The organism is Mycobacterium neumannii (assembly GCF_048452905.1).
Taxonomy (GTDB): Bacteria; Actinomycetota; Actinomycetes; order Mycobacteriales; family Mycobacteriaceae; genus Mycobacterium; species Mycobacterium neumannii_B.
In genome coordinates this window covers 1,965,601-1,981,336 of the sequence record NZ_JBCGVF010000003.1, presented here as the reverse complement: position 1 = coordinate 1,981,336, position 15,736 = coordinate 1,965,601, and the positions used below count along the sequence as shown (strand labels likewise).

The 15,736-nt window shown below is 69.0% G+C and carries 14 protein-coding genes; 7 read left to right on the top strand and 7 right to left on the bottom strand.

Annotation, left to right across the window (positions count from 1 at the left end; translation table 11 throughout):
• A complete protein-coding gene (locus AAHH99_RS16005; protein ID WP_418769477.1) occupies positions 1–1,461 on the bottom strand; it encodes a protein adenylyltransferase SelO in 1,461 nt (486 codons plus the stop codon).
• A gap of 81 nt (positions 1,462–1,542) precedes the next feature.
• Complete coding sequence (locus AAHH99_RS16000) at positions 1,543–1,788, bottom strand: ANTAR domain-containing protein (protein WP_418769476.1); 246 nt, start codon at positions 1,786–1,788, stop codon at positions 1,543–1,545.
• Positions 1,789–1,994: 206 nt separating this feature from the next.
• Here AAHH99_RS16000 and AAHH99_RS15995 point away from each other — a divergent pair, with 206 nt between their 5' ends.
• Both AAHH99_RS15995 and AAHH99_RS15990 read left to right on the top strand, forming a co-directional pair.
• On the top strand, positions 1,995–2,888 hold the full coding sequence (locus AAHH99_RS15995; RefSeq protein WP_418769475.1) for a mycobacterial-type methylenetetrahydrofolate reductase: 894 nt from the start codon (positions 1,995–1,997) through the stop codon (positions 2,886–2,888).
• Between the two features lie 82 nt (positions 2,889–2,970).
• Positions 2,971–4,095 (top strand): FUSC family protein, encoded by a 1,125-nt coding sequence (locus AAHH99_RS15990; protein WP_418769474.1) that lies wholly within the window; start codon positions 2,971–2,973, stop codon positions 4,093–4,095.
• A 22-nt stretch (positions 4,096–4,117) separates the two neighbouring features.
• On the opposite strand, the gene AAHH99_RS15985 is transcribed toward AAHH99_RS15990, so the two are convergent.
• Positions 4,118–4,909, bottom strand: a complete 792-nt coding sequence (locus tag AAHH99_RS15985; RefSeq protein WP_418769473.1) for an SDR family oxidoreductase — start codon at positions 4,907–4,909, stop codon at positions 4,118–4,120.
• 177 nt (positions 4,910–5,086) lie between these two features.
• On the opposite strand from AAHH99_RS15985, the gene AAHH99_RS15980 reads away from it, so the two are divergent.
• From AAHH99_RS15980 to AAHH99_RS15960, 5 genes are read left to right on the top strand one after another with little or no spacing between them, the layout of a single operon-like run.
• Positions 5,087–5,968, top strand: coding sequence for a helix-turn-helix transcriptional regulator (locus AAHH99_RS15980; protein WP_418769472.1), 882 nt, complete (start codon positions 5,087–5,089; stop codon positions 5,966–5,968).
• 22 nt (positions 5,969–5,990) lie between these two features.
• Positions 5,991–9,893, top strand: coding sequence for an ATP-dependent RNA helicase HrpA (gene hrpA, locus AAHH99_RS15975; RefSeq protein WP_418769471.1), 3,903 nt, complete (start codon positions 5,991–5,993; stop codon positions 9,891–9,893).
• Between the two features lie 46 nt (positions 9,894–9,939).
• Positions 9,940–10,746 carry a glutaminyl-peptide cyclotransferase gene (locus AAHH99_RS15970; protein ID WP_418769470.1) on the top strand — a complete coding sequence of 269 codons (807 nt, stop codon included), beginning with the start codon at positions 9,940–9,942 and terminating at the stop codon, positions 10,744–10,746.
• Positions 10,747–10,783: 37 nt separating this feature from the next.
• Complete coding sequence (locus tag AAHH99_RS15965; protein ID WP_418769469.1) at positions 10,784–11,785, top strand: tocopherol cyclase family protein; 1,002 nt, start codon at positions 10,784–10,786, stop codon at positions 11,783–11,785.
• A 35-nt stretch (positions 11,786–11,820) separates the two neighbouring features.
• Positions 11,821–12,948 (top strand): FAD-dependent oxidoreductase, encoded by a 1,128-nt coding sequence (locus tag AAHH99_RS15960; RefSeq protein WP_418769468.1) that lies wholly within the window; start codon positions 11,821–11,823, stop codon positions 12,946–12,948.
• Positions 12,949–12,964: 16 nt separating this feature from the next.
• On the opposite strand, the gene lipE is transcribed toward AAHH99_RS15960, so the two are convergent.
• The 4 genes from lipE to AAHH99_RS15940 all read right to left on the bottom strand — a co-directional run bounded on the left by lipE (position 12,965) and on the right by AAHH99_RS15940 (position 15,679).
• A complete protein-coding gene (gene lipE / locus AAHH99_RS15955) occupies positions 12,965–14,203 on the bottom strand; it encodes a lipase LipE (RefSeq protein ID WP_418769467.1) in 1,239 nt (412 codons plus the stop codon).
• The gene (locus tag AAHH99_RS15950) at positions 14,200–14,682 is read right to left on the bottom strand and encodes a peroxynitrite isomerase (protein WP_418769466.1); all 483 of its coding nucleotides are present in this window, start codon (positions 14,680–14,682) and stop codon (positions 14,200–14,202) included. The genes lipE and AAHH99_RS15950 overlap by 4 nt, the downstream gene beginning before the upstream one ends.
• A 9-nt stretch (positions 14,683–14,691) precedes the next feature.
• Positions 14,692–15,180 (bottom strand): hypothetical protein, encoded by a 489-nt coding sequence (locus tag AAHH99_RS15945; protein WP_418769465.1) that lies wholly within the window; start codon positions 15,178–15,180, stop codon positions 14,692–14,694.
• 100 nt (positions 15,181–15,280) lie between these two features.
• Positions 15,281–15,679 (bottom strand): heme-binding protein, encoded by a 399-nt coding sequence (locus AAHH99_RS15940; RefSeq protein ID WP_418769464.1) that lies wholly within the window; start codon positions 15,677–15,679, stop codon positions 15,281–15,283.
• Between the last annotated feature and the right edge of the window lie 57 nt (positions 15,680–15,736).

The window sequence follows — 15,736 nt, the reverse complement described above, 5'->3', positions numbered from 1 at the left end:
TCAGGTCCCACAGAAGGTTCGGTACTTCCCGAAGTCCTCGGGTGCGGGTTCGGCGTACCGCTGCAGATTGGGACGCTCGTCATACGGCGCGGTCACGGCGTCCAGCAGCCGGTACAGCGGATCGAGGTCCCCTTCGGTCGCGGCGGTCAGCGCCTCCTCGACCAGATGGTTGCGAGGGATGTAGACCGGGTTGGCACGGTCCATCACCGTCGCGTCGGGCCGCAACGCGTGCCACCGCGACAGCCACTCGTCGAACGCGGCGAGGTCGAGGAACAGGCCGCGCGCAGGTTCGTCGTCACCGCGGGCGGCGTGCCCGAGCTGGCGGAAGAACGACGTGAAGTCGACGTGGCTCTGATGCAACTGTGCGATCAGGTCGTTCATCAACGGAACGGCGATCTCGTCGGGCGTGGTGTCGGCCAACCCGAGCTTGGCGCACATGCCCCCCGATAACGCGTCCTGGAACTTGGGCGCGAAACCACCAAGGCTGCCCTCGGCGATCGCGATCGCCTGCTGTTGGTCGTCGGCGAACAACGACAGCAGCGCCTCGGCCAACCGGGCCAGGTTCCACACCGCGATCGCCGGCTGGTTGCCGTAGGCGTAACGGCCCCACGAGTCGATCGAGCTGAACACCGTCTCGGGGTCATAGGCCTCCATGAACGCGCAAGGCCCGTAGTCGATGGTCTCCCCGGAGATCGTCATGTTGTCGGTGTTCATCACGCCGTGCACGAAACCGACCAGCATCCATTTGGCGATCAGCGCCGCCTGCACCGCGATCACCGACTCGAAAAACGCGACATAAGGGTTGCCCGCGTCGGCGGCGTCGGGATGGTGCCGCTGGATCGCGTGGTCGGCCAGGCGCCTCAGCAGTCCGACGTCGCCGGTGTTCGCGGCGTACTGGAAGGTGCCGACGCGCAGATGGCTGCTGGCCACCCGTGACAGCACCGCACCGGGTAGCGGCGTCTCGCGCTGCACCTGGCGTCCGGTCGCGACCACGGCCAGCGAACGGGTGCTCGGGATCCCCATCGCGTGCATCGCCTCGCTGACGACGTATTCGCGCAGCATCGGGCCGACGGCGGCCAAGCCGTCGCCGCCGCGTGCGAACGGCGTCGCACCGGAACCCTTCAGGTGCAAATCGCGAAGCCCTCCGGAGGTCGTCGTGAGTTCGCCGAGCAGCAGCGCGCGCCCGTCGCCCAGTCGGGGGACGTACCCACCGAACTGGTGACCGGCATAAGCCTGCGCGACCGGGCTCGCGCCGTCGGGAACCCGCGTGCCGACCAGCAGCTGGAGCCCCTCGGGCCCGCGCAACCAAGCGGGGTCGATCCCGAGTTCAGCGGCCAGCGGTTCGTTGAGGACGAGAAGCCGCGGGGCTGGCGCCGCCTCGGCCTGCCAGCGCACCGCCAACTCGGGTAGCTGGCTGGCGTAATGGTCGGCGAAGGTGACGGCGGTCGGTGCGAGGCTCACCCCATCCACAGTACGAGCAGCCGCGGCGCGTCCTCGCTTGTGAATCCGACGACGGTTCAGGCCGCTATCGCGTCGTCGGATTCACAGCGGAGCCGGCGTCTGCAGCAGCGGACCCCATTCGGCGAGCACCGCGGTTCGCGCCGCCGCGTTCGGGAATTCCGCCTTACCGCCCGCGGCGGTGACGAGCGCGTCGGCAAGCGTGAACAGCGGCACCTGATGCTGTTGCGCCGCGCGAATCATCTCGCGGAACGCCTCGTCGACTGTGCAGTGGCGAAGCGCGATGAGAACACCTTCCGCGGTGTCCAGGCATTGTCGTCCGGGTGTCATGGCTCCGTTGGTACCAACCGCAGTCGGCATTCAGGTGATCAAACGCTGGGAATCGGCTGCGAGCCCTCGAGCTGCGGAGCGGGAACGGATCCCAACGGTGCTGTCTGTATGGTGAGGCTCCCGGAGATTAGGCGCGGGATCGAAAGAAATCGGTCAGCGAGGACCTGCCGCGCATGGGAACCAACCGTCGGATGAGGAGCAGCCCGGTGACGCTGAACACCATCGCGCTCGAACTCGTGCCGCCGAACGTCGAGCGTGGGCATGAGCAGGCGTTGGAGGATGCGCAGAAAGTGCTGCGATGCTCCGCGGAAACCGGGCTCGACGGCCGCATCAAGCACGTGATGATCCCCGGCATGATCGAGGAGGACGACGACCGTCCGATCGAGATGAAACCCAAGATGGACGTGCTCGACTTCTGGGCGATCATCACCCCCGAACTGTCCGGGATCAACGGGTTGTGCACCCAGGTCACCGCGTTCATGGACGAACCGACGTTGCGTCGCCGGCTGACCGATCTGTCCAGCGCCGGGTTCGACGGCATTGCGTTCGTCGGGGTGCCGCGCACAATGAGCGACGGCGAGGGCACCGGCGTCGCCCCTACCGACGCGCTGTCGATCTACTCCGACGTGGTGCCCAACCGCGGGGCGATCCTCATCCCAACCCGCGACGGTGAGCAGGGCCGGTTCCGGTTCAAGTGCGATCAGGGCGCCACCTACGGAATGACCCAGTTGCTGTATTCCGACGCGATCGTCGGGTTCCTGCGCGACTTCGCCGAGCAGAGCGATCACCGGCCCGAGATCCTGCTGTCGTTTGGTTTCGTGCCCAAGCTGGAGAGCAAGGTCGGCCTGATCAACTGGCTGATCCAGGATCCGGGTAACGCCGCCGTCGCCGCCGAGCAGGAGTTCGTCAAGAAGCTCGCGTCCACCGAACCGGCGGAGAAGCGCAAACTGCTGCTCGACCTGTACAAGCGCGTCATCGACGGTGTCGGCGACCTCGGCTTTCCGCTGAGCATCCACCTCGAGGCCACCTACGGCGTGTCCACCCCGGCCTTCGAGACGTTCGCCGAGATGCTCGACCACTGGGCGCCCGTCAAGCCCTGACGGTTTACGCCCCCCGGCAGCGGGAAGGCCTGACCACGTGGTGGGCAGTCTGCTATCCCGAGCCCGGCACGCGTTCCATCACGTGCGGCTCGATCGCGAGACCGCACTGGCCTTGCTGAAGGCCGTCATCGCGTGCACGATCGCGTGGCTCGTGGCGACGAGAGTGTTCGATTCCTCGCACGCCACCTTCGCGGCGTTCTCGGCCCTGATGCTTGTCGAGATCACGATCGCGGACTCGATCGCGAAGGCCGTTCGCTACACGACCGCGATGATCACCGGCATCGGCCTGGCGGGCGCGGCGGTATGGCTGTGGGGTGTGGTGGTGTGGCTGTTCCCCGCCATGCTCATCGTCGCGCTGGTGATCGGGCGGTGGCGCCGGCTGGGCAGTCAGGGCATCAATGTCGCGGTGGCGGCGATCTTCGCCTACGGCACCTTTGCGTTGCCCTCCGGTGACGCCTCGGGCGGCAGTCCCCTTCCGTCGATCGCGGGGATGGTTCTGCTCGGCGCCTCGGTGGCGCTCGTGGTGACGTTGGTGGTCGCGCCGCCGTTGCGTTATCGCAGCGCCCGGCACGCCGTGGAATCGGTCAGCGGGTCGATGGTCGAGCTGCTTGCGGATATGGCCGAGGGGTTGGTGGACGACGACGAGGTGAGCGAGGAGGTCGCGCGGGACTGGCAGTGGCGCGCCGACACCTTGCCGAATAAGGCGGCGCAGGCCCGCCACACCCTCGACCACGCCGTGCGCACCACGAAGCTCAATGTGCGCCGGCTGCTGGTCCACACCGATACCGCAGTGGCGGGTCACCGGGTCACGGTCAATGCGCTCGAGCGGATCGGCGAAGAGTTGCGTTGGGTGGCCACGGGGGTGGTCCGTGCCATCGCGCGGGAAGAGTCGAGCGCACACCACGACGAGTTCCTCCGCCGCTACGGCACGCTGCTGGCGGCCGTGCGGGATGCCGTCGCGGCTGCGGGGTCGATGCACACCGTCGCCGACTTCGGCGGGCAACCCCTGGCCGAGGAGGCCAGCCGGTCCCGGGCGGCGTTCGACGAACTGACCAGGCACGTCGCCAACCGTGAACTCGACCGCCCCACCCAGTGGGCGATCTTCGGTGGGCTGTACACCGACGCGGAGCGTCTGTGCGACGAAATCGACTCCGCCCGTGACGCGTACGCGACGTCCGGGCGCAGCGGCGCGGTGCGGCCCGGCTAGGGCCGCACCGTGCCGGTTGCACTCACGACGCCTGACGCGTGGGCATGATCGTGAGCTGCTGCACGTTCACCCGTGCCGGCTGCGCGACGAGGAAGTCGATCGCCGCGGCGACGTCGGCGGGTTCCAGCCATTCGATCTGGTCGCGGGTGCCGTCCAACCACTCCGTGGCACCGGCATCGGTGACGTGATTCTGCAACTCGGTTTCGACGATGCCGGGCTCGATGGCCGAGACCCGCACGTTCTTGGCGCCGAGTTCGGCGCGCAGCGTGCGCGACATGTGTGTCACGAACGCCTTCGTGCCCGAGTACACCGCGAAGTTCGGGAAGATGTTCTGCGCGCCGATGGACGAGGTGTTGATCAGGTCAGCGACGCCCTTGTCTTCGGCCGACTTCACCAGCTGGGGAACGAACGCGCCGATCGCGTTCATCAGCCCGGCGACGTTGAGGTCGATCTGCTGCTGCCACTGGTCGAAGCGCTGTTCGTCGATCGGCGCGGGCAGCATGACCCCGGCGTTGTTGAACAGCACATCGACCGTGCCGAGTTCGTCGGCCACCCGCTCGGCGGCCGCCTGTACCGCGGCGGCGTCGGTGACGTCGACGGCCAGGGCCAGCGCGGTGCCACCCGCTTCGGCGATCTCGGCGGCCAGCTTCTCGAGCCGGTCGGCCCGGCGGGCCAGCAGGGCGACCTTCGCGCCGGACGCGGCCAGGCGCTTGGCGGTGGCCTCGCCGATGCCGCTCGATGCGCCGGTGACGACGGCGACGCGGCCGGACAGCGGGGCGGTGGTCTCGGTTGGGTTCTGGATTGCGGTTGTCATCTGTGGACCTTTCCTCCGTTCGGTGGCGGCGGTAGTGCCGCACACTCGAGACAACAACCGCTGGCGGCCCTCTGAGCGGCCAAAACGAGCCCCGCTATACCCCGGTTCGGCGTACCTAGGTCTGGCAGGCCCACGTTTGGCGCGGCCCGGGGCCGCCGCTGCAGCCACACTGGGTACATGGACCACAACGCCGAGCTCAAGGAGTTCCTGCGGACGCGCCGCGCACGCCTGCGCGTCGAGGACGTGGAGATCGGCGGGACCAGCAGGGTGCGACGCGTACCGGGCCTGCGCCGCGAGGAGGTCGCGCAGTTGGCCGGTGTGAGCGTGGACTACTACAGCCGCCTCGAACAGGGTCGCCACCTCAACGTCTCCGACGAGGTACTCGACGCCGTGGCACGCGCGTTGCGGCTCGACGACGTCGAGCGGGCCTACCTGTTCCAGATCGCGCGGGTGAACACCCGCCGCACCCGTCGGCGCCCCGCGCCCGTGCAGCGGGTCCGGCCGGGCATCCGCCGGGTGCTCGAGACGCTCGACGACGTGACACCGGCCTTCGTATTCGGCCGTCGGATGGACATGTTGGCGGCCAACCGGCTGGCGCGGGCGTTGATCGGCGACTTCGAGGCTCTGCCCCCGCGCGAGCGAAACCTGTTGCGGTTCACCTTCCTCGACGAATCCGCCCGCGAGCTCTACACCGACTGGGAAGAGGTGGCCCGCGACAACGTCGCGATCCTGCGCCTGGACGCAGGTAGGCATCCCGACGACCCGCTGCTGACCGAACTGGTCGGCGAACTCGCCGTCAAGAGCGACGAGTTCCGCCGGTGGTGGGCCGACCACAACGTCCGCGAACGCACGCACGGGATCAAGCGCTACCACCACCCGTTGGTGGGTGACCTGACGATCAACTACGAGAGCGTCGCCGTGCTCGGCGACCCGGACCAGACGCTGTGCATCTACACTGCCGATCCGGGCTCGCCATCGGAGACCGCCCTTCGGCTGTTGGCCAATTGGACGGGCACCACGTCGAGGGCCGACAGCGACGCCGACCTGCCAACACTCTGACCGGACGCCTATCCTGGCCGGAGTGTCCGGCCCCTCTGTCGCTGAGCTTCGCAAGCGCCTCGACGGGCTGACCATCCGCGACGCGGCCCGTTTCGGCAGGCGCCTTCGTCAAATGCGCGGCGCGCCTCCGGAGAAGCTCGCCAAAATCGCCGAGCAGATCGTCGCGGCCGAAGCGGTCGTCGCCACCCGCGCCGCCGCGGTGCCGACGATCTCCTATCCCGAACTTCCGGTCAGCGAACGACGCGACGATATCGCCAAGGCGATCACCGAACACCAGGTGGTGATCGTCGCCGGTGAAACCGGTTCGGGGAAGACGACCCAGCTGCCGAAGATCTGCCTCGACATCGGCCGCGGTGTGCGCGGCACGATCGGGCACACCCAGCCGCGACGCCTGGCCGCCCGCACCGTGGCCCAGCGCATCGCCGACGAAGTGGGCAGCCCGCTGGGCGACACGATCGGCTACACGGTGCGCTTCACCGACCAGGCCAGCGACCGCACCCTGGTCAAGCTGATGACCGACGGCATCCTGCTCGCCGAGATCCAGCGCGACCGCCGACTGTGGCGCTACGACACCCTGATCCTCGACGAGGCCCATGAGCGCAGCCTCAACATCGACTTTTTGCTCGGATACCTGCGGGGGCTTCTGCCTCGGCGGCCCGACCTCAAGCTGATCGTCACCTCCGCGACCATCGAACCGGAGCGCTTCGCGGCCCACTTCGCCGGTGCGCCGATCGTCGAGGTGTCCGGGCGCACCTATCCGGTTGAAATACGGTACCGCCCTTTGGAAGTCGCAGTCCCCGTCGACGAGAGCGATGACCCCGACGATCCCGACCACGAGGTGGTGCGCACGCAGACGCGCGACCAGACCGAGGCGATCGTCGACGCAGTGGCCGAGTTGGAGAACGAACCGCCCGGCGACGTGCTGGTGTTCCTGTCGGGTGAGCGCGAAATCCGCGACACCAGTGAGGTGCTGCGCGGATTGGTCGGTGCCACCACGGAAGTGCTACCGCTGTACGCGCGGTTGCCGACGGCCGACCAGCAGCGGGTGTTCGCGCCCCGCCACACCGGCCGCCGCATCGTGCTCGCGACCAATGTCGCCGAGACGTCACTCACGGTGCCCGGAATCCGCTATGTCGTCGACCCGGGCACCGCCCGCATCTCCCGCTACAGCCGCAGAACCAAGGTGCAGCGGCTGCCGATCGAGCCGATCTCCCAGGCCTCGGCGGCGCAGCGGGCCGGGCGGTCCGGACGCACGGCGCCCGGGGTGTGCATCCGTCTCTACTCCGAGGACGACTTCGCGGCGCGGCCGCGCTACACCGAGCCCGAGATTCTGCGGACCAACCTGGCTGCGGTGATCCTGCAGATGGCGGCCCTCGGGCTGGGCGAGATCGAGACCTTTCCTTTCCTGGACCCGCCGGACCGGCGCAGCATCCGCGACGGTGTGCAGTTGTTGCAGGAACTCGGCGCGTTCGATGCCGACGGTGCGATCACCGATGTCGGTCGCAGGCTCGCGCAGCTTCCCGTCGACCCCCGTCTGGGCCGCATGATCCTGCAGGCCGACACCGAGGGTTGCGTGCGCGAGATCCTGGTGCTGGCCGCGGCGCTGTCGATCCCCGACCCTCGGGAGCGACCCGCCGACCGCGAGGACGCCGCGCGGCAGAAACACGCCAGGTTCGCCGACGAGCATTCCGATTTCGTGTCGTACCTCAACCTGTGGCGGTACCTCGGTGAGCAGCGCAAAGAACTGTCCGGCAATGCGTTTCGCCGGATGTGTCGTGACGAGTTCCTGCACTATCTGCGGATCCGGGAGTGGCAGGACCTCACCGGCCAGCTGCGCAGCATCGCGCGAGACCTCGGAATCAGGGAGTCCGACGAGCCCGCCGACCCGGCAAGCGTGCACGCGGCGCTTCTGGCCGGCCTGCTGTCGCATATCGGGCTGCGCGACGGCGACGGCCGCGAATACCAGGGCGCGCGCAACTCCAAGTTCGTGCTGGCACCCGGTTCGGTGCTCACGAAGCGCCCGCCGCGCTGGATCGTCGTCGCCGACCTCGTCGAAACCAGTCGGCTGTTCGGCCGCATCGGGGCCCGCATCCAACCCGAAGTCGTCGAGCGCATCGCGGGCGATCTGGTGCAACGCACCTACAGCGAACCGCACTGGGACGCCCAGCGCGGAGCGGTGATGGCCTACGAGCGGGTGACGCTCTACGGGCTGCCGCTGGTTCCCCGCCGCCGGGTCGGCTACTCGCAGATCGAACCGGACCTGGCGCGCGACATGTTCATCCGGCACGCGTTGGTCGAGGGCGACTGGCAGACGCGGCACCACTTCTTCCGCGACAACGCCCGCCTGCGCGAGGAACTCGAGGAACTGGAGGAGAAGGCCCGCCGACGCGACCTGCTGGTCGGCGACGACGAGATCCTCGCGTTCTACGACGCCCGCATCCCGGCGGATGTGGTGTCCGCGCGGCACTTCGACGCATGGTGGAAAAAGCAGCGCCACGTCACTCCGGAGCTGCTCACGTTCACCCGCGACGATCTGCTGCGTACCGAGGACGCTGCCGATGGCCAGCCCGACGCGTGGCGGGCCGGCGACCTGGCGCTGCCGCTGAGCTACCGCTTCGAGCCGGGGGCCGACGACGATGGTGTGACCGTGCACGTGCCCGTCGAGGTGCTGGCCCGCCTCGGCGGCGACGAGTTCGCCTGGCAGGTACCGGCATTGCGCGAGGAGCTGGTCACCGCGTTGATTCGCTCCCTGCCGAAAGACCTGCGGCGCAACTTCGTCCCCGCACCGGACACGGCGCGCGCGGTGCTGGCCGCGATCACTCCCGGAGCCGAGCCGCTGCTCGAGGCAGTGCAACGTGAACTGCACCGCCGCACCGGCGTGCTGGTGGCGATCGACGCGTTCGACCTCGACAAGCTGCCCTCGCATCTGCGCGTCACCTTCGCCGTCGAAGGCGCCGACGGCGCCGAACTGGCGCGCGGTAAGGACCTCGAGGCGTTGCAGCATGAGCTCGCCGCGCCGGTCCGGCGCGCGGTCGCCGATGCGGTGGCAGATGGCCTCGAGCGCACCGGATTGCGCACGTGGCCAGACGATCTCGACGACGTGCCGCGAACTGTCGAGCGGACCGTCGGCGGCCACACCGTGCGCGGATATCCAGCGTTGGTCGACAAGGGAGACGCCGTCGACTTGCATGTGTTCCCTACCGCGGCCGAACAACAGGCGTCGATGGGCCCCGGCACCCGCAGGTTGTTGCGTCTCGCGGTGCCTTCACCTGTGAAAGCCGTTGAGCGAGGGCTGCAGCCGCGCACCAAGCTCGTCCTGGGCGCCAATCCCGACGGTTCTCTGCAGGCGCTGATCGAGGACTGCGCCGACGCCGCGACCAATACGCTCGCACCCGCGCCGGCGTGGACCTGCGAGGAGTTCACCGCGCTGCGCGACCGCGTCGCCGCCGAACTGGTGGCCACGACGGCCGGAATCGTCACCCGCGTCGAGAAGGTGCTCGCGGCGGCGCACGACGTCGAGGTGGCGTTGCCGTCGGCGCCGTCGGCCGCGCAGGCCGACGCGATCGCCGACATCCGCGCGCAGCTGGACCGGTTGTTGCCGCGCGGCTTCGTCGCAGCAACCGGCGCCACACACCTGGCCGACCTCACCCGCTATCTGCTCGCCATCGGGAGGCGGCTGGAGCGGCTGCCGCACGCGCCCGCCGCCGACCGCGAGCGGATGGACCGCGTACACGCGATCGAAGACGCATACGACGAGTTGGTGCGCGCGTTGTCACCCGCGCGCGCCGCCGGCGCCGACATCCGTGACATCGGCAGGCAGATCGAGGAACTCCGCGTCAGCTTGTGGGCGCAGCAGTTGGGCACCCCGCGTCCGGTCAGCGAGCAGCGGATCTACCGCGCGATCGACGCAACGCTGGCCCGCTGAGAGCCATATAGCGGCACGACGCCCGCATCCGGTAGGCATGTGACCTATGTATGCCTCGCTGGTCCGGCGCGCGGCCGCCGTCCTGCTCGCGGTCGCGACGGTGTCGTGCGGCGGCTCGTCGCCGACCGCCCAGAGCGACACGCCCACCCCGTCGGGATCTGCGCCGGTCATCAAACCCGTTGTCCTTGAGGAGATTCCGCATGACGTCACCGCGTGGACGCAGGGCCTCGAGCTCGACGGGAACATCCTGTACGAAGGCACGGGCATCGTGGGCCAATCGCAGATACGCGAACTCGACCCGGCCACCGGTGCGGTGCGACGCGCGGCACCGGCCCCGAACAACTACTACGGCGAGGGCATCACCGTCGTCGGCGACCGTATCTGGGAGCTGACGTGGCGCGACGGGGTAGCGGTGGAATGGGACAGGGCCACCCTGACGCCGGTGCGAGAGGCGGCGGTCGACGGCGAGGGGTGGGGCCTGTGCCACGACGGTGACCGGCTGGTCCGCAGCGACGGCACCGACCGGCTGCGATTCCACGACCCGGCGACCTTCGCTGAGACCGGCTCGGTGGCCGTCACCCGCGACGACCAGCCGCTGCGCGATCTCAACGAGCTCGAGTGCGTCGACGGCCAGGTCTGGGCCAACGTCTGGCACTCCGATGAGATCGTGCGCATCGATCCGGCGACGGGCAGGGTCAACACCGTCGTCGACGCCGCCGGGCTGTGGCCCGGTCAGGGCGACGACCGGGAGAAGGTGCTCAACGGCATCGCGCATGCCGGCGGCGACGAATACCTGCTGACCGGCAAGTTCTGGCCGTCCATGTACCGGGTCCGGCTCGACCCGCCGAGCTGAGGGTTTGCGCCGCGGCCGAACCGTCAACGTAGCGGTCATGACCGCTCTCGACACCACCAGGGACGCGACGCGGCTCGTCGCGGGGCCCATCGCAGGCGTCTATCGGCGCACAGGCGCCGATCTGCCCTTCAGCGATCCGCTGACCTCGCACGGCACGGAAATGGAGGGCTGGTTCTGGCGCCTGACCGACGCCACGACGGGACGCGCCGTGGTGGCGTTGTTCAGCGTCAACCAGAATCCCGACGGCGACTGGGCGACCACCGCGGTGGCGTTGCATCCTGGCGAGCGGGTGTACAGCGCGGCGCTGGACGGTGCGTGCGCCGGGGAGGACCCGTTTCGGCTCGACGCAGGCGACGGACGGTTCCACGCGACATACGACCGGCTGCACGCCGACCTTCCCGGTGTGCGCGTCGACATGCGCTTCGACGACCCGGTCCGCTGGCCCAAGGCGCTGGCAGGCGGCGGGCTCGCCTCGGTCGTACCGTTCCTCAACCAGTACTGGCATCCGTACCGGCTCGGCGGGTCCGCCACCGGCACCGTCGAATTCGACGGTGAGCGCTGGGAGTTCGACCGCGCCAAGCTCTACACCGAACGCAACTGGGGCGCAGGCTTCCCGCAGCGGTGGTGGTGGGGTCAGGCACACGACTTCGGCGATGCCGACGTCTCGGTGGCGTTCTCCGGTGGACTGCTCGCGCTCGGACCGCTCAAACAGGACGTCGCAGGCGTCGTGGTCCGGCTCGGAAACAAGGTGCTGCGCTTGACCCCGCCGACGGCATGGGTGCGCTCGGACATCGGCGACGGCACCTGGCGCCTGCGCGCGACGTCGCTTCGGTACCAGATCGAATTGCACGGCGACGGCGCGCATCTCGACCCGCATGTCCTTCCGGTGCCCCTGCCCGCCGAGCGGCGCAACGTCGACACCGACTTCGAACATCTCGCAGGCAGGTTACGCTGCGTCGTCAAGGATTTCGGCCGGGTGATCTTCGATGGGCAGTCCGAGATCGCGGGTCTGGAGGTCGGCAGCCTGCCCGGTGACTAGGGTGACCGAATGCGACTGGGCAGGATCGGCGGGCGGTGACCCGCCCTCGGGTGGTCGTCGCGGGCCTCGGCGACAGCGGTGTGTTGACCGCGATCAAACTCGCCCGGCACGCCGACGTCGTCGGTGTCTCCGCCAAACCGGGGCTGCTCAGCGGCCAGGAACTCGGCATGCGCATCAGCAGGCCGCAGGACTGGGCCCGCTACAACTGGATTCCGTTCCACCGATTCCGCGGACTCGACCACGTCCGCACCGTGCACGGCACGCTGACGGGTCTCGACCCAGCCGCCCGGAAAGTGCTCGTCGAGACCGCCGGCGGCGGCGTGGTCGCCGAACCCTATGACGCCCTGGTGATCTCGACCGGGGTCAGCAACGGCTTCTGGCGGCGACCGCATCTCCAGTCGGCCGACGAGATCACCAGAGAACTCGGTGCGGCACACCAGCGACTGGGATCGGCGCGGTCGGTGATCGTCATCGGCGGTGGCGCCGCCGCGGTCAGCAGCGCCGCCAACTTGGCCAAGGCCTGGCCCGACAAACGCGTCGACCTCTATTTCCCTTCAGAGCGTGCCCTTGTGCACCATCACCCGCGGGTGTGGCAGCAGATCAGTCGTCAGGTGACCGGTCTCGGCGTCGGCCTGCACGCGGGCCATCGCGCGGTTCTCCCGGACGGCTTCGCGTGCGACGAGATCACCGACGCACCGGTGCAGTGGAGCACCGGGCAGCCGCCGGCGTCGGCCGACGCGGTGCTGTGGGCCATCGGCCGGGTCTCACCCAACACGCAGTGGCTCCCGTCCGAGTTGCTCGACGAGCACGGCTTCGTGCGTGTCACCCCCGAACTCGAGGTGCCCGGCGCGCCCGGTGTATTCGCGGTCGGCGATGTCGCGGCGACCGACCCGCTGCGAAGCTCGGCCCGCAACCGCGCCGACGGGCTGCTCGCCCACAACATCCGCGCCCACTTCGCCGGCAAACCGCTGCGCGCCTACCGCCCCGCGCGCCGGCGGTGGGGTTCGGTGCTCGGACCGCAGGCCGACGGGCTCGAGGTGTTCACCCCGAAGGGACAGGCGTTCCGATTCCCCGGGTGGTCGATCGACCGCGTGCTGATGCCGTGGATCGTCTGGCGCGGCTTCTACCGTGGCGTGCGACCCGAGACGGCCCCAAGAAACTGAGGTTGTCGGTACCTGCTCAGTTCGGCGGCAGCGCCGATGTGATCGTGTCCAGCAGGGCCCCGTACCGGTTGGCCTCGCGATGGGGACCGGGCTTGCCGCTGCTGATCACCCCGGCGGCGAGTCCGCGCTGCGGATCCGCCCACACCGCGATGTTGGTCAGGCCTGTATGCCCGAACGCGGCGGGGGCATTGCGACCGAACGGCCCGAACCGCTTCGACCCGAGCATGAAACCGGTGCCCCAGCGCAGCGGCGCCAACCCGACCGCGACGTCGGGGCGCAGCCGCCGTGCTTCCGCGGTCGCATTGCGCAGGGTCACCGGCGCCATGATGCGTACGCCGTCGAGTTCGCCGCCGCGTCGCAACAATTCGGCGAACCGCGACAGCTCGTAGGCCGTGGAGACCGTGTTCGACGACGGCAGCACGCTGGTGAGGTACTGCGGGCTGTTCGAGAACGGGATGATCTTGTACAGCGAGCCGCCGACCGCCAACCGGAACACCGTGGCGGCCGGTTGAGGCAGCTCCTTGCCGGTGGCATGGCTGGGCGCGACCAGCGGAACATCTTGTGCCGCAACGCCGTAATTCGTCCACCGGAAACCCAGCGGTTCGAGGATCTCGGTCGCCAGGATGTCGCGGATGTTGCGTCCGGCCGCGGCGCCGACGATCTCGCGCATCAGCGGGCCCCAGGTCAGTCCGTGGTAGATGTGCACGAGGCCCGGCCGGTACAGCGGTTTGAGCTCGCCGAGCTTTTCCCGGGTGTACTCGCTGTCGTCCATGCGCCGCAGATCCGGGCGCGGCCCGGTGTGGATCGGGATGCCCGCACTGTGCGTCATCACGTGCCGGATCGTGGTGCGGTGCTTGCCGTGGCTGGTGTAGTTGGGCAGGTATTCGCAGACGCGGTCGTCGAGGGAGAAGGCGCCGCGCTCGACGAGCATGTGCACGACCGTCGTGGTGATCGCCTTGGCCGCCGAGTACGCGCAGAACGGTGTCTCGGTGGTGACGGGCACCTTCTCGGTATCGGGTGGGTCGGCGGGACCGTTGCCCCATCCGTGCCCGATTGCCCGGTTCAGCACGACCTTTCCGTTGTGCCGCAGGCATATCTGGATGGCGGGATGCATCCCGGCCTCGTACCAGTGGCGCGCGGCCTGCCAGATGCGCTCGATCGCCACAAGGTCGACGTTCGAGTGGTCCTCCTCGCCGACCGCGGTCACGGCGTCGAGATCGTCGGGCACTCGTATCCTGCCGTCGGGCGCGGTCATTCGGTCGTCCTGCGCAGGGTCGCACTGAGATGATGCTGCAGGGGCTGGCCCACCGCAGCCATCTGCACGGCGTAGACGAGCTCGTCACCGTCGATACGGATGGAACGGGTCAGCGCTGCCACATCTTTCGCCGAGGCGGTGCGTCCGATGGTCGTGGCGGTCAGCTCGAGCTCGATGACCGGTCCGGTGATCGCCAGCGTGCCCTCTTGGATCTCGGTGATCCCCGTCGGATGGGCGAGCACCCATTCGGCGCGGCCGGGGGACGTCACCCGCAGATACCCCGTCTCGGCGTGCAGGGGCCGGCCGTCGTCGTCGGTCGTCTTCTGCCGGTAGGTCAGGAACGGTTTGCCGACGTGGTCGAACGCGATCTGCTCGATGTAGCCGAACGGTTCGATCGTGGGATGCTCACCGGCACCCCGTCCGGACCAGACGCCGAGCAGTGGGCGCAGCACGGCGATGTCGGGGTGAAGGTCGGCCACCCGGCCAGGCTAGCGGGGGCCGCCGCTCAAGATGCCCTTGCCGATGAACGACCCGAGTTGTCCGAGCAGGTCGGTAGGGGAGGCCTGCGGAGGCGGTGAGGCGTTGGTCTGCTGCCAGGGCTGGCAATCACGTGTGGTGAAAGCGGTGTCGGTCGCCTCGATGCGCACCACCTGGGGCTTCTTGGTGAGCGCGTTGTCGGGGACCTGGTCGTTGTTGACCCGCTTCCAGTAGCAGGCGCCGTCGTCCACGGGGCCCGCCGACGAGTACGTTCCCGGCAGGATCTGGGTGCCGACCTCGTAGGTGCCGTCCTTGTCGATGGAGGTCAGGGGCCCCGCGGGGGGCGGGCCCGGTGCAGAGGACGGATCCGACGCGGCGGACGGTCCAGGAGCCCCTGGATCGGGATGGTGCGGTTCGTCCGGTTGGGCCTGCGCGACACCCAGCCCGCCGAGGGCGAGGAGCGCCGTCGCGGCAACGGCGGCCAGTCGCGGCAAAGTCATGCGAGCCAGTCTAAACGGACAGCAGGCCTGTTAAGGAAAAAACCCGTCGCCGCAGCGCGGAGCTGCGGCGACGGGCTTTGTGCGTTCGAGGTCGACCGGATTAGCCGGCCATGAACTCGTCGTAGGCCGACGCCAGCTCCGGCGGCAGCGCCTGGATGTTGCAGGTGCGCTGCACGTCGCCGATCGGCGCGAGGATGCCGCGCAGGTCGTAGTACTCATTCGGGTTGGCGTTGAAGTACCCGCGCAGGGTGGCCGACGCTTCGTTGCGAGGCTGACCGAACGCGGTGGTCACGGCCTGGTTGGCACCCGGGTGCGCGTCCAGGTACGAACGGGCCTGACCCGTCACATTGCTGACGGTGCCGGACACGGCGCTTGCGCTGCAGTCCGGTGCGGCCATCGCCGACGGCGCGGCGATGGTTGCTGCGGCCAGGCCGCCGAGCAGGCTGGCGGCACAGGCGCCGGCGATCTGCCGGCGCGCGGCGATACCACGGATTTTCATATCGTTTCTTTCCTTCATCGCGTTGGTCGCTGATTCCCCCGTCCCCGAAAATCAAGG